Source organism: Streptomyces sp. NPDC090077 (assembly GCF_044747545.1).
Lineage (GTDB): Bacteria > Actinomycetota > Actinomycetes > Streptomycetales > Streptomycetaceae > Streptomyces.
Window position 1 is genome coordinate 11093 of sequence record NZ_JBIVEG010000002.1, and the last position, 26040, is coordinate 37132.

The 26040-nt window shown below is 74.9% G+C and carries 12 protein-coding genes; 4 read left to right on the forward strand and 8 right to left on the reverse strand.

The features are described 5' to 3' along the window. Positions 1-16: 16 nt before the first annotated feature. Genes ACIPW5_RS04260 through ACIPW5_RS04280 form a run of 5 tightly spaced genes read right to left on the reverse strand, consistent with a single transcriptional unit; the run spans position 17 to position 18920 of the window. Positions 17-6574, reverse strand: coding sequence for an amino acid adenylation domain-containing protein (locus ACIPW5_RS04260; protein ID WP_401240158.1), 6558 nt, complete (start codon positions 6572-6574; stop codon positions 17-19). Beyond that, entirely contained in the window at positions 6561-7616 is a 1056-nt protein-coding gene (locus ACIPW5_RS04265; RefSeq protein WP_401240160.1) for a threonine/serine dehydratase, read from the reverse strand. Before ACIPW5_RS04265 ends, ACIPW5_RS04260 begins: the two co-directional genes overlap by 14 nt. Then, entirely contained in the window at positions 7613-8974 is a 1362-nt protein-coding gene (locus tag ACIPW5_RS04270) for an MFS transporter (protein WP_401240163.1), read from the reverse strand. The genes ACIPW5_RS04265 and ACIPW5_RS04270 overlap by 4 nt, the downstream gene beginning before the upstream one ends. After that, positions 8971-16902, reverse strand: a complete 7932-nt coding sequence (locus ACIPW5_RS04275) for an amino acid adenylation domain-containing protein (protein ID WP_401240164.1) — start codon at positions 16900-16902, stop codon at positions 8971-8973. The genes ACIPW5_RS04270 and ACIPW5_RS04275 overlap by 4 nt, the downstream gene beginning before the upstream one ends. Before the next feature lie 11 nt (positions 16903-16913). Beyond that, positions 16914-18920 (reverse strand): amino acid adenylation domain-containing protein, encoded by a 2007-nt coding sequence (locus ACIPW5_RS04280; RefSeq protein ID WP_401240166.1) that lies wholly within the window; start codon positions 18918-18920, stop codon positions 16914-16916. Between the two features lie 495 nt (positions 18921-19415). Here ACIPW5_RS04280 and ACIPW5_RS04285 point away from each other — a divergent pair, with 495 nt between their 5' ends. The 3 genes from ACIPW5_RS04285 to ACIPW5_RS04295 all read left to right on the forward strand — a co-directional run bounded on the left by ACIPW5_RS04285 (position 19416) and on the right by ACIPW5_RS04295 (position 22039). Continuing rightward, positions 19416-20285 (forward strand): hypothetical protein, encoded by an 870-nt coding sequence (locus ACIPW5_RS04285; RefSeq protein ID WP_401240168.1) that lies wholly within the window; start codon positions 19416-19418, stop codon positions 20283-20285. A gap of 446 nt (positions 20286-20731) precedes the next feature. Further along, a complete protein-coding gene (locus ACIPW5_RS04290) occupies positions 20732-21271 on the forward strand; it encodes an SMI1/KNR4 family protein (protein WP_401241398.1) in 540 nt (179 codons plus the stop codon). Positions 21272-21514: 243 nt separating this feature from the next. Further along, the gene (locus ACIPW5_RS04295) at positions 21515-22039 is read left to right on the forward strand and encodes a DUF1877 domain-containing protein (protein ID WP_401240170.1); all 525 of its coding nucleotides are present in this window, start codon (positions 21515-21517) and stop codon (positions 22037-22039) included. A 263-nt stretch (positions 22040-22302) separates the two neighbouring features. On the opposite strand, the gene ACIPW5_RS04300 is transcribed toward ACIPW5_RS04295, so the two are convergent. From ACIPW5_RS04300 to ACIPW5_RS04310, 3 genes are all read right to left on the reverse strand, one after another. Next, positions 22303-23637, reverse strand: coding sequence for a caspase family protein (locus ACIPW5_RS04300; RefSeq protein ID WP_401240172.1), 1335 nt, complete (start codon positions 23635-23637; stop codon positions 22303-22305). Further along, a complete protein-coding gene (locus ACIPW5_RS04305; protein ID WP_401240174.1) occupies positions 23637-24026 on the reverse strand; it encodes a hypothetical protein in 390 nt (129 codons plus the stop codon). Before ACIPW5_RS04305 ends, ACIPW5_RS04300 begins: the two co-directional genes overlap by 1 nt. A 168-nt stretch (positions 24027-24194) precedes the next feature. Further along, entirely contained in the window at positions 24195-24752 is a 558-nt protein-coding gene (locus ACIPW5_RS04310) for a TetR/AcrR family transcriptional regulator (RefSeq protein ID WP_401240176.1), read from the reverse strand. Positions 24753-24851: 99 nt separating this feature from the next. Between ACIPW5_RS04310 and ACIPW5_RS04315 the strand changes: the two genes are divergently transcribed. After that, positions 24852-26006, forward strand: coding sequence for an FAD-dependent monooxygenase (locus ACIPW5_RS04315; protein WP_401241400.1), 1155 nt, complete (start codon positions 24852-24854; stop codon positions 26004-26006). The last annotated feature ends 34 nt before the right edge of the window (positions 26007-26040 follow it).

The window sequence follows — 26040 nt, forward strand, 5'->3', positions numbered from 1 at the left end:
GCTCCTTCCGAGCGGTTCACGCCTCGTCCTCGACCAGTTCGGCCAGGACGGATTCGAGGTGTTCGAGGATCCGGTCGACGGTCTGCGGGGTGTGGTGGCCCAGGCCGAAGACGGCTTCGGCGCGGAACGGCGGGCCGGGGGTCACCACCAGCGTGAACGGGTAGTTGGTCCACGTCTTGGCGGACACGGCGCCCGCCTCCGCGCCGTCCAGGTGTGCGCGCAGCCCGGCCCGCATCGGGTAGTTCTCGACGACGAGGATGGTGTCGAAGAGCGGTACGCCGCGGGGGACCCCGCTCCAGCCCTGCACGTCGACCAGCGGGGTGTGCTCCGCCGGGAGGGCGGCCCAGCGCTGCTGGTGGTCGCGCATCCAGGGGACGATCTCGGTGTCCTCGGGAATGGTCACGCGCACCGGGAGGGTGTTGATGAACATGCCCACGGTGCCGGTCATGCCGGGCCGTCCGGACCGCCCGGAGACGGTGGCGCCGAAGACCACGTCAGAGGTGCCGGCGTACTGGCCGAGGAGGAGTCCCCAAGCTGCCTGGAGGACCGTGGAGACGGTGAGCCGGTGGGCGCGGGCGAAGGCGGTGATCCGTTCGCCGAGTTCGGGGGCGAAGAGGCGCTCCCGCTGGGCGTGGCCCGCGTCCGGCCCGGCGGCCGCGGGGCCGGCGGCGCCCGCGGGAAGCCGGCTCGGCTCGGTGAAGCCGGCCAGGTAGGCGCGCCAGAACCGTTCCGGTTCCGCCGTGTCCTGTCCCGCGAGCCATGCGAGGTACTCGGGCCAGCCCGGGTCGGTTCCCGGGGCCGGGCAGCGGCCGGCCCGGAGTTCCTCGTACGCCTCCAGGAACTCGTCCACCAGCCGTACCACGCTCCAGCCGTCCAGGATCAGGTGGTGGCTGGTCACGGCGGCGAAGGTCTCCCCCGCGCCGAGGTCGACGAGGGTGAGCCGGAACAGCGGCGCCCGGGTGAGTTCGAAGGCGGCCCGCCGGTCGTCCTCCAGCAGGGCGGAGAGTCGCGCGGTGCGTTCGTGCGCGGGCCAGGAGGTGCCGTCCACCGTGTGCAGGGGCGGCTGCGCCGTCCGGGCGACGACCTGCCAGGGCTCGTGGTCGGCAGCGGTGTGGATGCGGGTGCGCAGCGCCGGGTGGCGGGCGGTGAGTACGGCCCAGGCCCGGGTGAAGGCGTCCGGGTCGAGGTCCTTGGACATCCAGCCGGTCTGGCCGATGTAGAGGCCGCTGCCCGGCTCGTGCAGCACGTGGAAGTGCATGCCCGACTGGGTGGGGGTGAGCGGGTGGGCGTCCTGTGCCTCCGGGTCGGCGGCCAGGAGTTCCGCCCGACGGGCCCGGCGGGCGGAGTCCTGCGGGGTGCCGGTCGCGCCGGTGGAGGGCCGGCCGGCCGGCGGCGCGGTGCGGGCCGGTGTCCCGGGCTCCGTCCGGGCCGCCGCACGGGCGAGTTCGGCGACGGTCTGGTGCTGGAAGAACTGGCGCGGGGTGAGGCGGAGGCCGGCGGCCGCGGCCCGGGCCACGATCTGGATGCTGCGGATGGAATCGCCGCCGAGGGCGAAGTAGTTGTCGTCGGCGCCGACGGGGTCCACGTCGAGGACCTCGGCCCAGATGCCCGCCAGGACCTGCTCCGGTCCCGGGGCCGGGGGGCGGCCGGTCCCCGGCCCTTGCGCACGCGTCGCGTCCGCGGGCGGCGCGGGCAGTGCACGGCGGTCGGTCTTCCCGCTCGCGGTGCTGGGCAGCGTTTCCGCCGCGAGGTAGACGGCCGGGACGAGGGCCTGGGGCAGCAGTCCCGCCAGGTGGGCGCGGAGCCGGCCGGCTTCGGGGAGGGTGCCGCCGGGCCGCGGTACCAGGTGGGCGACGAGGACCGGCCGGCCGTCCGCGGGCCGGTGGAGGGCGACGGCGGCCCGGCGTACGTCGGGGTGCGCGGTGAGCGCCGCCTCGATGTCCGCGGGGTCGACGCGGACGCCGTTGACCTTCATCTGGTCGTCGGAGCGGCCCAGGTACTGGAGGCTGCCGTCGGGGAGCCGGCGGGCGCGGTCGCCGGTGCGGTACATCCGCTCGCCCGGCCGGGTCGGGTGCGGGACGAACCGGTCCGCGGTGAGGGCCGGGTTGCGGTGGTAGCCGCGGGTGAGGCCGGCGCCGGACAGATGGACGTCACCGGGGACTCCGGTCGCCACCGGCTCCAGGCGCTCGTCGAGGAGTTCGGCCCGGGTGTTGAGGATCGGGGTGCCGACGGGGACGTGCCGGTCGGCGGGCGGGACCGGCGGGGAGACCCGGTGGGCGGTGGCCGTCATGGTGGTCTCGCTGGGGCCGTACATGTTGGTGAGCGCCGCCTGCGGGGCCACCCGGGCCAGGGCGGCCGCGTCGGCGGCCCGCAGCGGCTCCCCGCTCACCAGGACGGTCCGCAGCGCGGGCAGGACCGTGCCGGTCTCGGCGAGGTGGGCGGTGAGCATGCGCAGCACCGAGGGGACGACGGCGGGCAGGGCGGTCACCCGGTGGGCGGTGAGCGCCTCGCGTACGGCGACCAGGTCCGCGGCGCCGTCCGGCATGACCACGGTGCGGGCGCCGGTGGTGAGCGGGTGGAGCAGGTCGCGCAGGGAAGCGTCGAAGGAGACCGTGGTCAGGGCGAGGACGGTGTCCTCGGCCTGGACGTGGCCGTTGCGGTCCAGGTCGGCGAAGTAGTTGAGGACGCCGCGGTGGGTGCCGGCGATCCCCTTGGGCACTCCGGTGGAGCCGGAGGTGTGGACCACGTAGGCGAGGCCGTCGGGTCCGGGCGGCCCGGCCGGGTCCGGTCCGTCGTGCGGGTCCGTGTCCGCGTCCGCCCCGGCGTGCACGTCCTCCAGGAGGATCGGCGGGCCGGCGGGGTACGCGGAGCGGGGCAGCCGGTCGGCCAGTGCCGCGGTGGTGAGCAGCAGCGCGGGGCGGGCGCTGTCGAGCACCGCGTGCAGCGCGGCGGGCGGCTGCTCCGGGTCGAGGGGGACGAAGGCCGCGCCGGCCCGCCACACCGCGAGGAGCGCGGCCGTCAGGTCCGCTCCACGGGGCAGGCAGACGGCCACCAGCCGTTCCGGGCCGGCCCCGGCCCTGGCCAGCCTCCGGGCCAGCAGGCGGGTCCGCGTGGCGAGTTCCCCGTAGGTGGTGCGGGTGTCGCCGGAGAGCACCGCGGTGCGGTCGGGGGTGCGGGCGGCCTGGGCGTCGAACAGGTCCACGGCGCTGACGGCGGCGGGCGGGGGCGCCGACGGGCCCGTCCCGGTCGCGGCGAGCAGCCGCCGGCCGGCCTCGGAGAGCAGGCCGATCCGGTCGACGGGAGTGTCGGGGTGCGCGGTGGCGCCGGTGAGCAGCAGGCGCAGCTGCTCGGCGAACTCCTCGGCCCAGTCGTGGGTGCAGGCGTCGGCGTCGTAGTCGAGGACGGCTTCCAGTTCGTCGCCGCGGCCGGTGACGGCGAGCCGGAGGTCGCCCTTGACCTGTCCGGTGGTGACCGGGACGGGCTCGCAGGCCAGGCCGGGGACGCGGAAGTCCGCGGCGGGGCTGGTCTCGTGGACGAAGTGGGCCTGGACCAGCGGCTGGCGGGTCAGGTCGCGGTCCGGTGCCAGGGCCTCCACCACGCGTTCGAAGGGAACGTCCGCGTGTGCGTACGCGCCGAGGCAGGTGTCCCGGACCCGGCCGAGCAGCTCCCGGAACGCGGGGGCGCCGTCGAGCCGGGTGCGCAGCACGACGGTGTTGACGAACAGGCCGACGAGGGGTTCCAGGGCGGGGTCGGTGCGGCCGGCCACGGGGGTGCCCACCAGGATGTCGGTGCGGCCCGAGTGGCGGGCCAGCAGGGCCTGGTAGCCGGCCAGCAGGGCGGTGAAGAGGGTGGTGTTCTCGGCGCGCGCGAGGGCGGTCAGGCGTTCCACGGTGCGGGCGTCGATCCGGAAGCGAACGGTTCCGGCGCGCATCCGCTGGACGGCGGGCCGGATCCGCTCGGAGGGCAGTTCGAGGACCTGCGGGGCTCCGTCGAGGGTCGTGCGCCAGTAGGCGAGCCGGTCCTCGGCGTGCTGTCCGGCCAGGGTGCGGCGCTGCCAGGCGGCGTAGTCGGCGTACTGGAGGGCGGGGGTGGGCAGCGGCGCGGCGGTGTCCTCGGGGAGGGGCCCGGAGTCCGGCCGGGGGGTCGTCAGGGCGCGGTAGTGCGCGGACAGTTCGCGGGCGGCCACGCCGAGGGAGAGGCCGTCGCAGACGATGTGGTGCCCGACCAGCAGCAGGACGTGGTCCTGGTCGGCGAGGCGGAGCAGGCGGGCCCGGAACAGCGGCCCGGTGGCCAGGTCGAAGGGGGCGGTGGTGTGCGCGGTGAGCCAGCGCCGTACGCCGTCCGCTTCCCCGGTGGCGGCCGGGTCGGTGGCCGGGCCGCTCCCGTGGGCGGGCTCCGGGTCGTCGACGGGCAGCGGCGGTGGCGGTACGGCCGGTGCGTGGACGCGGGCTGCCGGGCGGCCGTCGACGGTGTGGAAGGTGGTGCGCAGCGATTCGTGGCGGGCGAGCAGACCGGCGTAGGCGGCGCGGAGCGACCCGGTGTCGAGGGGGCCGCGCAGCCGCAGGGCTGCCGGCACGTGGAAGGCGGCGGTTCCGCTCTCCAGCTGGTCCATGAACCACAGCTGCTCCTGGGCCGGCGAGAACGGCAGCGGGCCGCCGTCGCGGGGCAGGGCGCGCGGCGGCTCGTACGGCCGGCCGGCGGCGGGGCGGCGGTCGAGGGCGGCGGCGTGTTCCGCGACGCTGCCGGCGGACAGCACCTCCGACATGTTCACGGAGGTGCCGGTGGCCCGGGCGAGGAGCACGGCGGCCCGCGTGGCCTGGAGGGAGCTGCCCCCGAGGTCGACGAACCGGTCGTGGCGGCCCACCCGGGGGCGGCCGAGGACGGTGGCCCAGATCTCGGCGACGCGGTGCTCGGTGCCGCTCTCGGGTGCGGCGTACGGCTGCGTATCGGTGGCGGTGGCCGGATCGGGGTCGGGCAGCGCGGCGCGGTCGGTCTTCCCCGAGGGGCTGAGGGGGAACCGGTCGAGGACGACGAAGTGCTGCGGGATCAGGGCCGCGGGCAGGGTGCGTGCCAGGTGGTCGCGCAGGTCCCGGCCGGACGGGGCGGACGCGGCGGACACGGCGGCCGGCTCCGCGGACGGCGCGTCGGCGGGCGGGGCGGTGCGGTCCGCGGCCGGGACCAGCCAGGCGGTCAGCCGGCCGGTGCCGTCCGGGCCTGGCCGGACGGCGACGACGGCACCGGTGACCTGCGGGTGGGCGGCGAGGGCGGCCTCGATCTCGCCGGCCTCGACGCGTATCCCGTTGACCTTGATCTGTTGGTCGAGGCGGCCCAGGTAGTGGAGTTCGCCGTCGGCATCGAGGCGGGCCAGGTCCCCGGTGCGGTACAGGCGGCCGCCGGGGGTGCCGGGGTCGGGCACGAACCGGTCGGCGGTCAGCTCCGGGCGGCCGAGGTAGCCGCGGCCGACGGCGGTGCCGCCGATGTGCAGCTCGCCGGGTTCGCCCGGGGGCACCGGCCGCCCCGCCGGGTCGAGCAGGTGGACGGTGGCCCCGGTGACGGGCCGGCCGATGGGAACCGTGGCCGCTGCCTCCGCGTCGCCGGGGCGCTGCTCCGCCGTGCGGTGGCGGGCGAACGTGGCCTGGACGGTGGCCTCGGTCGGCCCGTAGAGGTTGACCACCTCGACGTCGAGCAGCCGGGTGACGCGTTCGGCCAGTGCCGTGGGCAGGGCCTCGCCGCCGCAGCACAACCGGCGCAGACTGCGCAGGGCGTCGGGGCGGGCGGTGGCGGCGGTGTCGAGGAAGAGCCGCAGCATGGAGGGGACGAACTGCGCGGTGGTGACCCGGCGGTGTTCGATCAGCTGGGCCAGGTAGTCGGGGTCCCGGTGGCCGCCGGGGCGGGCCACGACCAGGCGGGCCCCGGTGGTCAGGGGCAGCAGCAGCTCCCACACGGAGGCGTCGAAGCTGAACGGCGTCTTGTAGAGGACGGCCTCGCCGGCGTGCGGGGCGAACTCCCGGCGGAGCCAGGCCAGCTGGGCGGCGAGGGAGCCGTGGCCGATCGCGACGCCCTTGGGGCGGCCGGTCGAGCCGGAGGTGTGGAGCACGTACGCGAGTTGCCCGGGCCGCGTGGCGGCGGCGGGGGGCGGGGGCGGGGTCCCGTGCGCGGGGTCGTCCGTGGCGGCCCGGGTGGGCCGGACGACGGTGTGCGGGCCGTCCGGGGCGTCGGCCCGGTCGGTGACGAGCACGGCCGGCGCGGCGTCGGCGAGCATGTACCGCAGCCGCTCGGCCGGGTAGTCCGGGTCCAGCGGCAGCCAGGCGCCGCCCGCCTTCCAGACCGCGAGCAGGGTCACCACCAGGTCCGTGCCGCGCGGCAGCAGCACGCCGACGAGGGTCTCGGGGCCGGTTCCGGCCCCGCGCAGTACGGCGGCGAGCCGGTCGGCGCGCTCGTGGAGCGCGGCGTACGTCAGCTCCTCGTCGTCGGTGCACAGGGCGACGGCGTCGGGGGTGAGGCCGCGCTGCCGTTCCAGCAGTGCGGGCACCGGTTCCGCGGGCTCGCGGACGGGCGGCTCAGGCGGTGTCACGGCGTATGCCTCCCTGGTGTTCCTGCGGGTTGCTGTGGTCATCCGGCTGCCCGGCCGGGGGGACGTTGCCCCCGCTGACGACGAGGACGGTGGGGCCGGCGGCCGGGAGCCTGCCTTCGAGGAGGGCCGCCATCGGCAGGGCGGCGGTCGGCTCGGCGGGTACCGGGGTGTCCTGCCGGATGCGGTGCAGGGCGGTGAGGATGGCTTCTTCGCCGACGGTGACGATGTCGTCGACCAGGCCCCGGGTGACGGCGATCTCGAAGGGCCGTACACCGAGGGAAACCACCCTCGCCCCGTCGGCGACGGTGTCCGCGGGCGCCTCCAGGCGCTGCAGTACGCCGGTGGCGAGGCTGCGGTGGGCGTCGTCCGCGCGCTCCGGCTCCACTCCGATCACGGTGACGTCCGGCCGGAGGGACTTCACGGCGAGCGCGGTGCCGGCCAGCAGGCCGCCGCCGCCGACGGGCACGACGACGGTGCTCACTTCGGGCAGGTCGGCGAGGACCTCGGCGGCGACGGTGCCCTGGCCGTGGATGACGTCCCAGTCGTCGGAGGAGTGCACGAAGGGCCGGCCGAGGTCGGCGGCGATCGTGCGGGCGAGGCCGTCACGGTTGTGGAAGGTGACGCCCTCGGTGACCACGTCGGCGCCGAGGGCGCGTACGGCGGCCACCTTGGCGGGCAGTGCGTTGGCGGGCAGGACCACCGTCACCGGAAGGTCCAGCAGGCGCCCGGCGAGGGCGACGGCCCGGGCGTGGTTGCCGGAGCTGGCGGCGACCACGCCGGTGCTGCGGCCGGCGTACCGCAGCAGGGCGTTGAGGGCGCCGCGCATCTTGAAGGATCCGGCCATCTGGCGGGATTCCGGCTTGAGCCAGACGTCCGGCCGGTAGCGGACCGGCCCGGTGGGGCGGATGTGCCGGGAGATCCGGGCTGCGGCAGCGTCGATGGCGGCTCGGTGCAGGGGCAGGTCGTACTCGGTCCACTCGTCCGTCGGCAGGGGCCGGTGGTACGCCTGGTGGGTGTACGGGAACTCTCGCTGGAGGGTCATGCCGCTATCCCCGATTCTGTGGTCGCGGGCCCGGGCGCGGGGTCCGCGCGGTGCAGCCGGGAGACGAGAAGGAGCAGTCCGGGCAGGAGGAGACCGGCGCCCGCGACGGCGATGGCACCGCGCAGGCCGAGGAGGTCGGCGAGGAAGCCGCTGAGTACGGCGGCGAACGGGGCCATGGCCCAGGCCGCCCAGCGGAAGGTCGCGTTGACCCGGCCGAGCAGCCGGTCGGAGGTGATCAGCTGCCGGAAGCTGACCAGGTTGATGCCGTAGATCTGGACGCCGCAGCTGACGGCGAAGGTGCTGGCCATCAGCACGGCGAGGCCGGGAATGCTCTCGGCCGGCACGAACGGGACGACGAGGACCGGCCCGCCGGCCAGGAACGCCGAGGCCGTGAGGGTCCGGGACAGTCCGAAGCGGCGGCTGAGGCGTCCGGCCGCCACGGCGCCGAGCAGGGCTCCGGGCCCGGCCGAGGCGAGGACCAGGCCGAGCTGGGCGCCGGAGAAGCGGAGTTCCTGGACGACGAACAGGGCGAGCAGGGGGGTGCGGATGTAGAAGAAGCTGTTCATCAGACTGGAGGAGAAGGCCAGGACGCGCAGCAGGGCGTGGCCGAAGACGAAGGACCAGCCTTCGGTGAGTTGCCGGCGGAAGGACTCCGGGCGGGCGGCTGCCGGGGCCGCGGGGTCGGCCGGCGCCTCGGCCGGCGCCTCGTCGGGGGCCGAGTGGCCGGGCCGGGCCGCCGGCTCCCCGGCGGTCGGCGCTGCCGCACGGGCGGTGTGTGCCTGTCGGCCGGCCAGGGGCAGGGTGAGGATCAGCCCCGAGGCCAGCAGGTAGCAGACGGCGTCCATGGCCACGGTGTTCGCCGGGGTGATCGCCTCGACCAGGAAGCCCGCGAGGGCGGGTCCGACGATGACCGCGCCGGAGCGGGTCATCTCCATCCGGCTGTTGGCCTGTACCAGGTCGGATTCCTCGACCAGCTGCGGCAGCAGGGAGGGCGCCGCCACCTCGAAGGCCACTTGGAGCAGGCTGACCAGGAAGTACACGGCGACCAGCTGGAGCATGTCGAGCACCCCCAGGGCGGCCCCGATGGGCACCCAGCTCAGCAGCAGTCCGCGGCCCACGTACGTGGCGAGCAGGATCCTGCGGCGGTCGACCCGGTCGACGAGGACGCCGAAGAGGGGCCAGGCGAAGGCCATCGGGGCCATGCCGGCACCGACGAACAGGCCCATCTGGACGGAGTCCGCGCCGAGCTGCATGACGGCGACCAGCGGCAGGGCGACGAGCGAGAGGTTGTAGCCGAACTCGGCGATGGTCTGGCCGGTCCACAGCCGGACGAAGGGCCTGTTGCGCAGCAGGCTCACGGCTGCTCCTCCCGGTGCAGGGCGGCACCGAGGGTGGTGCCGGGGTCGGTGGCGGCGGCGGTGAGCAGCCGTTCCATGTCGGTCAGGAAGTCCTCGGCCCAGGCGGGGGCGAACAGCTCCCGGTCGTGGACGAGGTCGAGGAGGATGCCGTCCGGCCGGTTGTGGGCGAACAGGGTGACCGGGTAGCGGACCCAGACCTCGTTGAGGCCGGTGTGCTCGATGTCCAGGCCGGGCACGAGCACGGCCGTGTGCGGGAAGTCCTGCATGTTGAACAGGGCCTGGACGAGCGGTGCGTGGCTGTCCCGCTGCTCGGGCACGAGCTCTTCGAGCAGCAGCTCGAAGGGCAGGTCGCGGTGGGCGTAGGCGTCCAGGGCGCGTTCCCGGGTGGCGCGTACGAGGTCGGCGAAGGGCAGGTCCGGGCGGGGGCGGGCGCGCAGGGCGGCCATGTTGGCGACGAACCCGATGAGGGGGTCGAGTGCGGCCCGGTCCCGGTTGGCCATGGGCACCGCGACGGCGAGGTCCTCGCCGCCGAACCGGTGGCCGAGCACGGCCTGGTAGGCGGAGACGAGCACCATGAAGGTGGTGGCCCGCAGCTGCCGGCCGAGGGAGGCGACCCGGTCCTGGAGGGCGGGCGGCAGGGTGCGCAGGGTACGGCCGCGGGGCGGCCTCTCCGCACCCTCCAGCACCGGGTAGGTGTCGGGCAGCGGGAACAGGGACGTCAGGCCGGCGAGTTCGGACCGCCAGTGGTCCATGCCCGCCCGGAGGTCGCCGCGCTCCAGGATCCGCTGCTGCCAGGTGGCGAAGTCGGCGTACTGGAGCGGGAGTTCCGCCAGCGGCGAGGGCTCGCCTGCGGCGAAGGCCCGGTAGAGGGTGGTGAGCTCGCGCAGGAACACGCCGACCGACCAGCCGTCGGCGACGAGGTGGTGGACGACCACGTGCAGGATGTGGTCGCGCGGCCCGAGCCTGAGCAGCCCGGCCCGCAGCAGCGGGCCCCGGGCGAGGTCGAAGGGGGTGCGGGCGATCTCGGACAGCCGCTCGTGGAGTTCCGCGTCCGGGGTGGCCGCACCGAGTGCGGTGACGGGCAGGGGGACGGGTGCGGGCGGCTGGATCCGCGGGGCGGGTGCGCCGTCCGCGGCGGGGAAGACGGTGCGCAGGGCGTCGTGTCGGCGTACCACTTCGGTGAGCGCGGCGCCGAGGGCGTCGGTGTCGAGGTCGCCCCGGAGCCGGCGGAAGACGGGGACGTTGTAGATGGCGTACCTGCCGGTGCGCTGTTCCAGGTTCCACAGCCGGCGCTGGCTGGCGGCCAGGTCGGCGGGGCGGCCGGCGCCCGGGACGGGCCGGGCGGCGGGGTCGGACCGGTGGCCGTCGGCCCAGGCGGCGAGCGCCTCGACGGTGGGGTGCTCGAAGACGGTGCGCAGGGGGACCTCGATGCCGAGGGCCTCCCCGGTGCGGGCGGCCATCCGGGCGGCGAGCAGGGAGTGCCCGCCGAGTGCGAAGAAGTCGTCGGTCGCGGCGACTCCGGAGGTGCCGAGCACCTCGCACCAGATGCCGGCGATCAGTTCCTCGGCGGTGGTGCGGGCGGCCCGGCCGGCGGTCTGCGCCCCGGACGGGGGTGCGGGCAGCCGGTTGCGGTCGATCTTTCCGGTGGCGGTGCGGGGCAGCGCGTCGAGGGTGACGAAGAGGCCCGGGACGTGGGAGGCGGGCAGCAGTCCGGCGAGGTGGGCGCGGAGCTCCTTGGCGGTCGGGGCGGGCTGCCCTTCCACGGTGACCAGGTAGCCGACGAGGACCTGCCGGGTGCCGCCGGACCGGTGGCCGGTGACGGCGGCCTCGGCGACCCCCGGGTGGCCGGCGATGCAGACGGCCACTTCGGAGGGGTCGATCCGCACTCCGTTGATCTTGAGCTGGTGGTCGGTGCGGCCGAGGTACTGCAGGGTGCCGTCCGGGAGGAACCGGCCGAGGTCTCCGGTGTCGTACAGCCTGCGTCCGGGGCGGGCCGGGTCGGGGACGAACACGGAGGCGGTGAGGGCGGGGTTGCCCAGGTAGCCGCGGGCCAGGCCGGCGCCGCCGATGTGGACGCGGCCCGGTACGCCGGTGGGTACCGGTCGCATCCGTTCGTCGAGCACCTCGATCACCGTGTTGCGGATGGGCGTGCCTACGGGGATGCGCCGCTGCGGGGGCAGCGGGGCCGGGGGCAGCGGATGGCGGGTGGCGGTCATGGTGGTCTCGCTGGGGCCGTACATGTTGACCAGCCGGGCGGCGGGGGCGGCCGCGGCCAGCCGGGCGGCGTCCTCCGGGTGCAGGGGTTCGCCGCTCACCTGGACGGTCCGCAGGTGCGGGAGGGTCCGTCCGCTCTCGGTGAGCTCGTCGGTCAGCGCCCGCAGCAGGGAGGGGACAAGGGCGGGCAGTACCTGGATCCGCCGCTCCTGGAGGATCCGGGCGAGGGCGCGCAGGTCGCTGCCGCCGTCGGGCACGATCACCACGTGGGCGCCGGCGGTGAGCGGGTGGAGCAGGTCGCGCAGGAAGGCGTCGAAGGAGATGGTGGTCAGTGCGGCGACCCGGTCGCCGGGGGCGGTGCAGCCCCGTCCGGTGAGGTCGGCGAAGTAGTTGGCGACCCCGCGGTGAGTGCCCTCGATGCCCTTGGGGGTGCCGGTGGAGCCGGAGGTGTGCACCACGTAGGCGCGGTTGTCGGGGGCGACGGTGACGTCGAGCGGGGTGTCGGGCCCCGCCGCGTCCCCGTGCCCGTCGGGTACGAGCCGCAGGGCCGGCGGGCCGGCCGGGGCGGTGGTCCCCGCGGCGGTGACCAGCAGCACGGGCCGGCAGCCGGTGACGGCGGCGTCCAGGCGGGCGGCGGGGAGTTCCGGGTCGAGGGGGACGAATCCGGCGCCGGTGTTCCACACGGCGAGCAGGGTCACCACGAGGTCGAGCCCGCGCGGCAGCATGACGCCGACGAGGTTCTCGGGGCCGGCTCCGGCCGCGGCCAGCCGGTGGGCGAGGCGGTTGACGCGCTCGTCGAGGCGGGCGTAGGTGAGGGTCTCGCCGGCGCACTCGACGGCGACGGCGTCCGGGTGGGTCCGGGCTCGGCGGCGTACCAGCAGGTGGGCGGGCAGGTCCTGGGTCTCCTTGACGACGGTGTCGGTGGCCGTGTCGTTCACGGCGGGGTCGTCGGCGGCGGGGTCGTTCACGGCGGTGCCGTTGACGGCGGGGTCGTTCACGGCGGTGTCGTTGACGGCGGCCAGCAGGGCGCGTCGGGCCGCGCCGTCCAGGGGGACGGCGCCGGTGGGAGTGGCCGGCGCGGTGGCCGCCGCGGTCAGCAGCGCGTTCCAGTGGTCGCGCAGCAGGGCGGCGGCCTCCGCCGAGAACACGTCGGTGGAGTAACGCAGCCCGCAGTCCAGGGCGTCGCCGGACTCGGTGGCGAAGAGGGTGAGGTCGAACTTGGCGGTGTCGTTGGACACGCCGACCGGGAGGGGACGCGCCCAGGGCCGGGAGGCGGCCGGACGGGCGCTGTTGAGCTCGAACACCACCTGGTAGACGGGGTGGTGGGCGGGGTCGCGGACCGGGTGGAGGTCGGCGACCACCTGTTCGAAGGGGACGTCCTGGTGTGCGTAGGCGGCCAGGGCCGTGGCCCGTACCCGCCGGAGCGCCTCGGGGAAGTCGGGGTCGCCGGACAGGTCGGTGCGCAGGGCGACGGTGTTGACGAAGTAGCCGGGTATCCGCTCCAGTCCCGGGGCGGTGCGGCCCCCGACGGGGGTACCGACCACGATGTCGGTGCGGCCGCTGTGCCGGGCGAGGAGCTGGGCGAACGCGGCGAGCAGCACCATGTGCAGGGTGGCTCCGTGCTGCCGGCCGGTCTCGCGGAGCCGGTCGGTCAGCGCGGCGTCCACGGTGAAGCGGAGGACGCCGCCCGCTCCGCTGGGCACGGCGGGCCGGACGAGGTCGGTGGGCAGGTCGAGGGTGGGCGGGGCGCCGGCCAGGGTCCGGCGCCAGAAGGCCAGTTGCTCCTCCCGCAGCGGTCCGGCGAGCAGCTCCCGCTGCCAGGCCGCGTAGTCGGGGTACTGGAGCGGGGGTTCGGGCAGTTCGGTGCCGTGGTGGAGTTCGGTGAGCTCGTCCACCATCAGGTCCATCGACCAGCCGTCGGTGACGATGTGGTGGAGGGTGAGGACGAGGGCGGACCTCTCGGGGGTCAGGCGCAGCAGCCGGGCCCTCAGCAGCGGGCCGGTGGATAGGTCGAAGGGAATGCGGGCCTCGTCGTCGGCGACGGCGCGCAGCAGCCCCGTGGGGTCCGTTCCCGCGTGCCGGGCGGCTTCGGTGACCGGCAGCGGGACGGGCGCGGCGGGCAGCACCCGCAGGACCGGCTCGCCGAGTTCCTCCTCGAAGACGGTGCGCAGCACCTGGTGCCGGCGCACCAGCGCGGAGAGGGCGCCGGCCAGCCGTCCGGCGTCCACGTCCCCCGGCAGGGCCAGCACCTCCTGCACGTTGTACGCGGTGCCGCCGGGCTTCATCCGGTCGACGAACCACAGCTGGCGCTGTCCGTGGGAGAGCGGGACGGGGCCGTGACCGTCGTCGGCGGGACGGGGGGCGGGGGCGGGCCGGGAGCGGGCCGCGCCGGCGTCCGCGGCGCCGGCTTCGGCCACGCGTTCGGTGAGCCGGGCGATGGTGGGGTGGTCGAAGAGGCTCTGCACGGAGAGCCGTACGCCGGTGGCCTGCTCGATCCGGACCATCAGCCGGATGATCTGGAGCGAGTGGCCGCCCAGGGCGAAGAAGTCGTCGTGGACGCCGGGTTCGGCGACGCCGAGCACCTCCGACCAGATCTCGGCCATCCGGCGCTCGGCCGGGGTGCCGGGGGCGGGGCCGGCCGGGCCGGCGGCGGGCCGGTCCCCGGGGAGGGGGACGGGCAGTGCCTTGCGGTCCAGCTTGCCGCTGGGAGTGAGCGGCAGGGCGTCCAGTACGAGGAAGTGGTGCGGTATCCAGCCGTGCGGGAGGCGTCGGCCGAGGTGGTCACGGAGCACGGCGGTGGCGGCGTCGTCGCCGGTGCCGAGGGGGGCACCGGCCGGAGCACCGGCGGTGGTGAGGTGGGCTACGAGCTTGACGGTGCCCGAGGGGTCGGTGAAGGTGCCGACCACGGCCTCGCGTACGGACGGGTGTTCCAGCAGGGCCGCCTCGATCTCTCCGGGTTCGATGCGTTGGCCGCCGATCTTCACCTGGTGGTCGGTGCGCCCGAGGTATTCCAGCCGTCCGTCGGCGGCCCAGCGGACCAGGTCGCCGGTGCGGTAGAGCCGGGAGGCGGGGTCGCCGGGATCGGGCTGGAACCGGTCGGCGGTGAGCGCCGGCCGGCCGAGGTAGCCGCGGCCGACGGCCGTGCCGCCGAGACAGAGTTCGCCGGGCAGGCCGAAGCCGACGGGGTCGCCGTCCGGGGAGAGGACATGGGCGGTGGTGTTCCACACGGGCCGGCCGATGTGCGGGGCCTCCCCCGCGCGGCAGCGGGACCAGGTGCTGGTGACGGCGGCCTCGGTCGGGCCGTACATGTTGAACAGCGCGCCGTCGAAGGAGCCGAGCAGCCGGTCCTGGAGGGCGGCCGGCAGGGCCTCGCCGCCGCAGACCACGGCGCGGAGCCCGGCCAGGGCCTCGGGGCCCTCGCTGTCGAGGAACGCCTGGAGCATGGAGGGGACGAAGTCGGCGGAGGTGACCTCGGCGGAGCTGATCAGCCCGGCGAGGTAGCGGGGGTCCCGGTGGCCGCCGGGGCGGGCGATCACACAGCGGGCGCCGGTGACCAGGGGGACGAAGATCTCCCACAGGCAGGGGTCGAAGCCCAGCGGGGTCTTGTGCAGGACGGAGGCGGTGGCCTCGGCGCCCAGCGCGTCCGCCATCCAGAGCGTGTGGTTGAGGGCGGCCCGGTGGGTGTTCATCGCGCCCTTGGGCCGTCCCGTGGAGCCCGAGGTGTACATGACGTACGCGAGGTGGTCGGGGCCGACTCCCGTCGCGGGCGGGGCGTCCGTAACGGCTGGGGCGTCCGCGGTGACGGCGTCGACCAGGCACAGGGCCGGCCGGCAGGCCGCGCCGGACAGGGCCGCACCCAGCGGCCCGTCGGCGAGGTCGCGGCTGGTCAGCACGACTGCGGGAGCGGCGTCGGAGGCCATGTGGCGCAGCCGTTCGGCCGGGTAGTCGGGGTCCAGCGGCACGAAGGCCGCACCGGCCTTGAGTACCGCGAGCAGGGCGACCACCAGGTCCGCGGACCGCTCCAGGCACACGCCGACCAGGGTTTCGGGCGTGGCGCCGTGCGCGCGCAGCCGGTGGGCCAGGGCGTTGGCGCGGGTGTCCAGCAGGCGGTAGGAGAGCCGACTGCCGGAGTCCTCGACGGCGACGGCCTCCGGGGTACGGGCGGCCTGCGCGGCGACGGCCTCGTGGAGGGTGGCGGGTGCCCCGGCGAGGGGAACGGCGGTGGCGTTCGCGGCGGCCACCAAGGCGTGCTCGGCGGGGGTCCACAGGGGTACCCGCCAGGCGGGCCGGTCCGGGTCGGCGGCCACCGCGTCCAGCAGCACGCACAGGTGGGCGGCCATCCGTTCGGCGGTCTCACGGCTGAACAGCTCAGCAGCGTAGCGGAGTTCGCCGCCGAGGCCGCCGTCGGGCCGGTCCTCCACGGACAGGGCGAGGTCGAAGGCGGCCGAGCCGTTGATGACGTCGAGGGCCTCCCAGCGCACGCCCCCGCAGTGGAAGGGTCCGGCAGGCGTGTCGATCTGGAACATGGCCCGCACCAGGGCGTCGTGCCCGCCGCTGCGGCTGCCGCCGGACAGGTCCTCCACCAGCCGCTCGTAGGGAAGGTGCTGGTGTTCGTAGGCGGCCAGGGTCATGTCCCGGCAGCGGTCGACCAGGGCCCGGAAGGGCAGGTCACCGCCCACGTCGGCGCGGAGCGGCACGGTGTTGACGAAGAAGCCCACGAGGGACTCGGCGGCCGGGCCGCTCCGCCCGGCCATGGGGGTGCCGATGACCACGTCGCGGCGCCCGGCGTACCGGCCGAGCAGCGTCTGGAAGGCTCCCACCAGGGTCATGAACAGGGTGGCGTGCCGTTCCTCGGCGAGGGCGCGCAGCCGGCGGGCGGTGTCGGCGGCCACGGCGAAGCGGACGCTGCCGCCGCGCAGCGAAGGGGCGGTGGGCCGGGGGAAGTCGGTGGGCAGCTCCAGCGGGCCGGGGACGCCGGCCAGTACGCCCCGCCAGTGGGCGAGGTCCCGCGCTTCGGCGGCCGGGTCGGTGCGGACCGCCACATCGGCGTACTGGAGGGGCAGTTCGGGCAGGTCCGGGCGCTCACCGGCCACGGCCGCCCCGTACCCGGCACGAATCTCCCTCAGCAGCACATCCTGGGACCAGCCGTCGAAGACGGTGTGGTGGACGACGAGGGAGAGGAGGTGCTCCGCGGGCCCGGTACGGGCCACCCGGACCCGCAGCAGCGGGTCGCGGGCGAGGTCGAAGGGCTGCCGGACGCACTCCTCCAGCCAGCGGGCCTCGGCCCCCGGTCCGGGGGCGGCACCGGCGGCGGGCCCGGCGAGCTCCTCCGCTTCCAGCAGCAGCGGCTCTAAGGGGCGCACCACCGTACGGGGAACCCCGTCGGCTTCGGTGAAGTTGCTGCGCAGTACCTCGTGGCGGCGCAGGAGCTCGCCGAAGGCCGTGCCGAGGGCGGGGAGGTCGAGGGGGCCGTGCAGCCGGTAGGCGAAGGGCGCGTTGTAGGCGGTGTTGCCGGGGACCAACTGCTCCAGGAACCACAGCCGGCGCTGGCCGGGTGAGGGTACGGACCGGTCGGCGGCAGGCCGGCCCGGGCCCTGGGGGGCCTGGGCCCGAGTGGCCTGCGTCCGGCGCAGCGCGGCGCGCAGCAGGGAACGACGGGCACCGGCGGCCGGGGCGGGGGTGTCCGCAGCCGGGGCGGGGGCGGTCTCGCTCATGTCCGGGCGGCTCACGCGTGTACGCCGTCGACGGCCGCGTCGACGCCACTGCCGGGCTCGGCACCGGCACCGGCATCGGCATCGGGGTCTGCGGCCAGTACGGCCTCCGCCTCGCGTTCGAGGGCGGCCCGGTCGATGTCCGGCGCCTGCTCCAGCCACGCGCAGAACGCCTCGACGGTGCCCGCCTCGAAGACGGCGCGCACCGGGACCTCGGTGCCGAAGAGGCTGTTGAAGGCGGTGACGAGGCGGGTGGCCCGCAGCGAGTGCCCGCCCAGCTGGAAGAAGTCGTCCCGCACCCCGACCGCGTCGGTCTCCAGGATCTCCGCCCACAGTTCGACCAGGAGCAGTTGGAGGGCGCCCTCGGGCTCCGGGGAGTCCTCGGTCCGACCGGCCGGCCGGGGTATCGGCAGGGCCGTCCGGTCCACCTTGCCGTTGGCGGTGAGCGGCCAGGACTCCAGCCGGACCAGGTCCGCGGGCAGCATGTAGGCGGGCAGCCGGCCGGCCGCGAAGGTGCGCAGGGCGCCGAGGTCCGGCTCGCCGTCCGTGCGTACGAAGGCAACCAGGCGGGCGGCGCCGGTGGCGTCCTTGTCGGCCACGGCCACGGCGTCCTCGACGCCGGGGAACCGGCGCAGCACGGCCTCGATCTCGCCGAGTTCGATGCGGAAGCCCTGGACCTTGACCTGGAAGTCGTCGCGGCCGAGGAACTCGATGTCGCCGTCGGGCAGGAGGCGGCCCCGGTCGCCGGTGCGGTAGAGGCGTTCGCCGGTGCGGGGGTGGACGACGAAGCTGTGGGCGGTCCGTTCCGCATCGCGCCAGTAGCCGAGGGCCACGCCGGTGCCGGCGATCCACAGGCTGCCCGCGACGCCGAGGGGGCAGCGTTCCATGGCCGCGTCGAGCACGTGGAAGCGCTGGTTGGCCATGGGGCGGCCGTAGGGGATGCTCGGGCGGGAGGTGTCGACCTGCTCGATCGGGTGCAGGATCGACCAGATGGACGCCTCGGTGGCGCCTCCGAGGCTGATGACCCGGGCCTTCGGGCAGGTTTCGGCGAGGTCGGCGGGCAGGCCCACCCGGATCCAGTCCCCGCTGAGCAGGACCAGGCGCAGGGAGGCCAGGTCGCCCGGGGCCGCCGCGGCGGTGACCAGTTCCATCAGGGCGGGCACGGAGTTCCAGACGGTCACGTGCCGGTCGCGGACGACCCGGGCCCAGTGGTCCGGGTCGGGCACGGGGGTGTGCTCGGGCATCACGACGGCCGCGCCGACGGCCAGGGCACCGAAGACGTCGTAGACGGCGAGGTCGAAGCTGAGGGAGGAGAGCGCCAGGACGCGGTCCTCCGGACCGATCCCGAACCGGTCGTTGATGTCGAGGACCGTGTTGACGGCGCCGCGGTGGCTGATCATCACGCCCTTGGGCTCGCCGGTGGAGCCCGAGGTGTAGATGACGTAGGCGAGGTCGTCCGGCTGCCGGGTCACGCTGGGGGCGGCGGCCTCGGCGGCGGGCAGGTCCCCGGGCTCCGGAGCCTCTTCGTCGACGGTCAGCACCTCCACGTCCTCGGGCCAGGCCAGGCCGCCGTGTCCGGCGTCCTCCAGCCCGGGCCGGGTCAGCGCCCGGCGTGCGGTGGCGTGGCCGAGGATGTGCCGCAGCCGGTCGGCGGGCACCGAGGGGTCGACGGGCACGAAGACACCGCCGGCCTGGAGGACGGCGAGGACGGCGACGACCTGGCGCCAGCTCTTCTCCATCGCGATGGCGACCGGCTCGCCGGGCTCCAGTCCGCGCGCTCGGAGACGGGCGGCGAGGACGGTGGCCCGTGCGGCCAGTCCGGCGTAGTCGATCTCGCCGCCGTCGTAGACGACGGCGGTGCGGGCCGGGTTCCTGGCCGCCCGGGCGAGGAACAGGCCGTGCAGGGTCTCGTCGGCCTGCGGGAATGCCTTGTCCGTCGCGTTGATCCGGTCGGCCAGTGCGTCGGCGTCCGAGCGTCCGAGGGAGAGGTTCTTCATCTGCCGCAGGGTTTTCCCAGCCATTGCTCTACTCCGCATCCCTTGATCGGGTTCCGCAGGGGGAACAGTGCGCCAAGTTACGGTTCGCAATCTGGGCCGTGCCAGCAGGTTTGTCGCCAGGGAATGACTCAAAGGAATCTCACGGAATGAGCAACTCCGGTCTTATTCGCGCTTCATTACGCACCTTTTCCATGGAGAAATCACGACACGATCCCCGCACTTGACACATTCGCGTCCGTTCAGCGGTGACGACTTCACATCCGTGCAACACTCCGGCCGCGAGGCCCCTGCGCTTTTGGCCACGGCCACGGCCACGGTCCCGCGGTCTGGCCCCGGGGCCGCCGAGGGCCGGGCAGCCGTTGAGCGTGCGGGGTGGCCCGTGGTGTCGGTGCCGGGTCTGCCCGTATCCGGCGCGGCTTCCCCCTTGTTGCCGTGTCCGGGGCCCTTCCGCGCGTCCGGGGCCGGCCGTGGCACCGCCGCCCCGGTTGCGGGCGGCGCGGGACGGCGCATCGTGGGTTCATGGACCGCCCCTCCGGCCCCCCGCGGGGACCCTTGCAGCACCCGGACCGGGAGCCCGGCCCCGGCCCGGACCCGGACCGCCCACCGCAGCGGGGCGGGCTCCGCGGACGTCCGTGGGCCCTGCTCCTGGGAGCCCTCGCCGTGCTGTCCGCGCTGGCCGTGACTGGCCTGCTGCTGTCGCGTACGGGCGGGGGCCCGGACCGGGCTGCCTCCCCCGACCCTCCCGGAGCCGCCACGCCCGCCACGGCGGGCCGCTCCCCCGCACCGCCGCCGACCCCGGCCACCGGCACCCCGCAGGCACCCGGCCGGACCCCGGGGGCCGTGGCGGCCGAGTTCTCCGGGACCGGGCACCAGTCCACCGGGAACTTCACCACGCCCGGGGGCCTCGCCCTCGTCACCGCCTCCTGCCCCGCCTGCCGCCTCGCCTTCACCGTCACCGTCCTCGACGCCGGGGGCCGCGCCAAGGCGGTTCCCGTGATCGCCTTCGGCCCGTACGAGGGCACCCGCGCCGCCACGCTCCCGCCGGGGGCCCACTACCTGAAGGTGGACGCCGACTCCGCGTGGACCGTACGGCTCGGTCCGCCGCCCGGCGGCGCCCCCGCCGCCCTGCCGCAGGCGTACGCAGGGCGCGGGGACCGGCTCGCAGGGCCGTTCACCGCCACCGGGACCCTGCGCGCCGAGGGCTCCCACACCGGTGCGGGCCACTTCGTCGTGCATGTCCTCGACGCCGACGGCGGCCTGGTGGACCTGCCCTTCAACGCGGTCGGCGACCACCGCTCCACCGCCACCAGCCGCCTGCACGGGCCCGGCCCGTACTACCTCGACGTCACGGCACTCGGCGCGTGGACCCTTCGGCTGTCCGGCGGCTGAGGACACCGGCCGACGTACGAGGAACGCTCCGCGCGCATCGTCGAGCAGACGGCGTGGTGGAGGCCGTCGCCTTTCCAGCGGCCCTCGCGCCGGACTCCCCGGGGCCTTGTGGTCGTTGCTGCTTCCGGGCAGCAGTCGGCAGACGGCTACGACCGGCGGGGGTCCGCGTCGATGCCGACCTGGTGGTTGGTGGAGTAGCGGTCGTACTGGGGACGCCGGGAGCGGCTGTGATCGTGGGTGGGCACTTCGCTGAGGGGCCGACCCTGTGCCTCGGGGCGGGAGACGAACGCGGGGAGGGATGGAACGCATGCTCGAAGTACCATCCCCGCAAGGTTCTCCGGCCGGTGTTTCCCAACCTCCGCAGTGGCGCGGCCGGAAGGAGCCATCCCTGCAGAGAGGGCAGAGGGCAGAGGGCGATGGGTGTGGCTGAGAGTTGGTCGCGTGTGATGAGTCTTCTTCGGGAGCACGCGCCGGCCGATCACGCGGATCTGCCGGGGCCCGCTACGGAGCAGATGCTCGCGGCAGCCGAAGAGCGGATGGGGACCTCCCTGCACGAGGACCTGCGGACCTGGCTGCTGCAGAACAATCTGGATCTGCCGGAGGAAGATCTCGACGACGACGTGACGTGCTGCGGCTTCGACGGGTTCCCCGACGAGGGAAGCTTCTTCCTGGGTATCCGGGCGATGGAGAGGCTTCACGCGAACCGCTCCACGTCCTGCGGTTTCGACCCTCCGGACCAGCCGGACCACCCGTTCTGGCGCAACGAGTGGATCCCGTTCCTGTCGGACCAGGACGGCTGGAGGGGAAAGTTCATCGATGTGCGGGACGGGCGCGTCGGCAGGTGGTTCGTGGGGGAGATCACGGTCACGGGCGAGTACGAGTCGATGGCCCAGTACTTCGACTCCGTGGCGGAGACGCTGACGAGGATCGCCGAGGGAAGCTCGCCGGTCTGCCGGTTCACCGAAGGCCGGCTCGTCTGGTCGTGAGACGGTTCCCGACCGGATGCCTGCGAAGGATCTGCCGGGACGTGAGTCGCGCGATGCTTCGTTCGACCGGTGCTCGTGCCGCTGACGGGGCTCGGTTGATCGTCCGCCGGGTTGTGGTGAGGTCCCGGCCGGGAAGCCGTTTGACGGGTGTTGGTCCACCAGGGGCCGGCCGGGTGGTACGTACCGTGGGCGCCTCCGAGTCGCAGCCCGAAAACCGGTGGACGCGGCTCGGATACTGGCGTCATGGCCGTTACCCAACAGCTCGCCCGCATTCCCGAGGAATATCTCGCCGCCTGCCGTCAGTCCGCCGCCGCATCACCGGACGGCGATCCCCGCTGGGATCCGCCGGCGTGCGATGTGCTGGACCTGGACTGGGCGCCGGCGTTGCTGGAGCGTGTCGGCGAGGTGGCCGGACTGGACGGCCTCCATCTCGATGCCCTGCACCGGGCGACCGACGGTGACCGTTGTCTTGACCTGGGCTTCCTCTACGCTTACCCGCACTCCATAGCCCCCTTCGGGTCCGCCCCCACCGGCCTGGGTGTCTCTGGGGTGGCACGCGTCTCCGCACTCCTCGGCCAGATCGACATGCCCCTCCTCCTCGCCGCCCTGCCGGCGGACGAGCGTGAGGCCGAGTCCTCGATCGGCCTGGCGGGCGGCTCCATCACCGGCGGGCTGAGGCCCTACTTGCTGGGGCACTTCAACGCGTTGCGCGATTTCTACACGGAAGCGGCCGAGCGCCACCTGCTCGTCGTGCTCTGGTGGGACTGACCCGCGGCCGGGGCGTCCTTCCAGACGGTGTTCCCGCCCAGGCGGGCCAGGTGTGCGGCAAGGTGGCTGGGCCGCCCATGGCGGTGACCGGTAGGACCGGCCCGGCCCGTCCGGTGATGTCGTGTGCCGCCGGGACGGTCGCGCGTCGGGCCCGGGACGGCGTGGAGCCGTGTGGCTTCGGGCCGGGCGAGGGAGCGTGGTGCTGGGGCCGGGGGTCTGGCCTGATGCTTTCCGAGCTCGTCGGCGGGCGCGTGCACCGGTCCCTATGAGGTGGCCAGGTGCTTGATGTGGTTGAGGCGGGCGGCCATCGCCTTCGGCGAGCTCGACATCAGCTCCGGCGAGGACCACCGGCGTTGCGGCGTCGCGACCTGGAGCCAGTGGAAGGTCTCCCGGCGGTGGAAGCCGTCCGCTTCGACCCATGCCTCGTACGACGAGGAGGAGAACCTGCAGTCCTTGAACTCCTCGTAGGGGACGAAGAACTGCTCGCTGCCGTCCCACGGCATCCGGATGCCGTGGCTCGTGATCGCCAGCGCCTTGGGCGACCTGGTCAGGACGGGGATGACCGTGCCGTACTGCCAGACGGCCAGGAGGGTCTCGAACGGCGCGAACCGGAACAGTCTTCTGGCCTGCTGCACGGGGCGGTCTTCGAAGTGGCCTTCCCGCGCCACGTAGAGGCCCCCCTCCTTCGGCTGCTCGTACAGGTAGGCCCGTACGAGCGCGGCGATCGAGGCGGGCACCCCGTGCGTCCCCGATGCCTCCGGCGAAGGCGTGGTCTCGGGTGAAGGTGAGGGCTCTGCCCGGACGACCGGTTCGGCCGGGATCTTGTCGGCGGAGCGGTTCCCGACGATGCAGATCGAGGCGGGATCGCCCCTGCTCCCGAGTTCGGGCAGGGGCCCGGAACGGGCGGCCAGCCGTCTGCGCAGCTCGCGGTAGACCCGCCCCATGTCCAGGAGGGCGGGTGCGTGCGGGATCCCCCGGGTGAGCACCTCCAGCAGTTCCCCGGTGAACAGGGTGAAGGTGGCGTCCACGGGGGCGAGCGCCGTACGCGCCGCTGCCGCCAGGACACAACGCCCCTGGCCGTTCGCCGAGTGTTCGTCGAGCACGGTGTCCGCCAGGTCGGCCAGTTCCTGGCCGGCGGACATGGCACCGCGCAGCGCCCGTGCGGCGTAGCAGCAGTCGAGGACGACCACCAGGCGCTTCGTCTCCTTCGCGGTCCTGTCCCTCTTGAGCGCCCGGCGGATGTCCTCGTAGCGCAGGGCCGTGTCCGGCCGGTTCTCGCGGGTGTGGGGGAGAGCGAGGAGGAGATCGTCCGAGAACTCTCCGTCGGTGAGTCCGTGTCCGGCGTAGTAGAGCAGGAGGGTGTCTTCGGCACGGGCGTACGCGTCTTCGACGGCATCCACCACGGTGCGGGCTTCCATGGGCTGCGCGACCGTGGTGATGTGCTCCTGCGGCAGCCCCCAGGTGTGTGGGTCTGCCAGGGCGTCCCGCATGCCGACCAGGTTGTTCCTGACGGCGGGGATGTGGTCGAGGTGTTCGAACGTGTCGACGCCGATCAGGACGGCGCGGGACCGCTGCGGATCCGACAGTCGCAGTGGCATCAGGCGGGCTCCTGCCCGCCGCCGTCCGGGTCCGGGTCCGGTTCCGGTTCAGCTCGTCGCAGTCTGGCGGTCAGGTCGGCGATACGGGCGGGGTCGGCGTTCCGGTCGTCGATGACCACGGTGACACCGTCGGCCTCGATCCGGACCCCGGGCGCCCTGCGGCGCCGCCCGCGCCAGGCCGTCACACCCTGTACGACGAAGGACGCGGTGCCGGCGGCGGCGGATACGAGCTCGATGATGACGTCGGCTCCCATGTCGCCGGGTTGCCCCTTGGCCGGCAGCAGGGCGAGCTTGGCGTCGTCGGGCAGGTCCTCCGCTTCCTTGAGTTCGCGGTAGAGGGACGCCGTCGCGCCGTCCGGTTCCTCGTCGATCGATATCTGCAGTCGCACGTGGCCCCCCTGTGCGTCGCCCGTGGCGCGACATCGCGTGCCGCCCGGCGACGATGATTCCCCGGCGCCGGACGCCGCAACCGCCGGGACCGCTGACGCGCGCCGACGGATACGTGCCGGTCCACCGGGGCGGGAAGGTCCCGGCGCCTGCCGGGCACCGCCGCCTGCTCAGCGGAGGGCGGCGGCCACCAGGCCCTCCAGGGCGTCCCGGGAAGGGGTGGTGCCGTTCAGCAGGTGGTCCAGGAGGAGGCCGTCCACGCAGGCCAGCAGGGTCCTGGTGCGGGCGTCGGGGTCGGTGACGCCGTGGGAGGCCAGGAAGGCCCGTACCGCCTCGCTGCCGGCGTTGTCCCGGGGGACGAGGATCTCGCGCAGTTCCGGGTCCCGGACGCTCTCCACCGCGCAGGCGTATCGGGCGAGGGAGCGGCGCCGCCCCTCGCCGGTCAGCCGGCGCCGGTTCAGGGCGTCGAGTCCCTCGACCAGTTCGGCGGGGGTGAGCGGTGCGGGTGTCGCCTCCCCCGCGGCCTGGAGTTCCGCCTGGTCGCGGGCGACGAGGCGGCGGACGAGCGCCGTCAGCAGGGCGGCACGGGTCCGGAAGTACGCGGAGGTGGTGCCGTCCGGGAGCGCGGCCGCGCGGTCCACGGCGCGGTGGGTCAGGCCTCGCATTCCGGCGTCGGCGAGCACCTCGATGGCCGCGTCGGCCAGGACGGTTCGTCGTTCTTCCCTCACCCCCTCTTTCTACACCTGTAGAGAGTCAGGCGTATGCTGCGCCCCAGGTTTTTCTACAGCTGTAGAAGGGGGATGGGTGTGAGTTCGCAAGGGACGGAGATGGGGGGCCTGCCGGCCGGGAGGGTCTTGGTGGTCGGCGGGGGCATCGGCGGGCTCGCGGCGGCGATCGCGCTGCACCGCACGGGCTGGGACGTCACCGTCCACGAGCGGGCCGCCGTCCACGAGGACGCGGTAGCGGCGATCTCGCTGGCGGCCAACGGCCTTCGGGCCCTGGACGCGCTGGGGGTGGGCGAGGCGGTACGGGGGGCCGCGCGGCCCCAGTACACGGGCGGCACCCGCACCCCTGACGGGCGGTGGCTCTCCCGGATGGACGGTGCCGCACTGGAACGGGCCCTGGGCGACCCGGTGACCGGCATCCACCGGTCCGCACTGCACCGCCTGCTGCGGGCGGCCCTGCCCGCGGACCGGCTGGTGCACGGCAAGGAGGTGACCTTCGAGGAGCTCCACGCCCGGGACCGGACGGGCGGGCTGGACGCCGACCTGGTCGTGGCCGCCGACGGCCTGCACAGCCGGATCCGGACCGCGCTCTTCCCCGGCCACCCCGGGACGGCGTACAGCGGCTCGACCGCGCTGCGCGCCGTCACCGCCGAACCGGTGGACCCCGGAACCGACTTCGCGCTGACCTGGGGACCGGGGAGCGAGTTCGGGCACATCCGCCTCGCCGACGGACGGGCGGAGTGGCACGCCGTCCTCAACGCGCCGGCCGGACTGCGGCACGCCGACCCGCTGGCCGTGCTCCGGCGCCGCTTCGCCTCCTGGCACCGGCCCGTTCCCCAGCTGCTGGCCGCGACCCGCCCCGAGGACGTGCTCCACCACGACGTCCACGAACTGGCCGTGCCCCTGCCGTCGTTCGTGGCGGGGCGGACGGCGCTGCTCGGCGACGCCGCCCATGCCATGACCCCTCACCTGGGGCAGGGCGCCTGCCAGGCCCTGGAGGACGCGGTCGTCCTCGCCGCGGAGCTGGCCGCCGGGCCGGACCTCCCGGCGGCGCTGGCCCGGTACGACTCCGCCCGGCGGCCGCGCGCCCAGGCCGTCTCGCGCGCGGCCCGGCAGGCCGGCCGGATGGGCCAGCAGCTCACTCACCCCCTGGCCCTCGCCGCACGGAACACCGCCCTGCGGCTGGCCCCCTCGAAGGCGACGGTCCGGGCCGTCCTGCGCCACGCGGACTGGACTCCGCCGCGCCTGCCCGGGTGAAGTCCCCCTCTCCGGGGTGGGCGAGCAGGGGGGG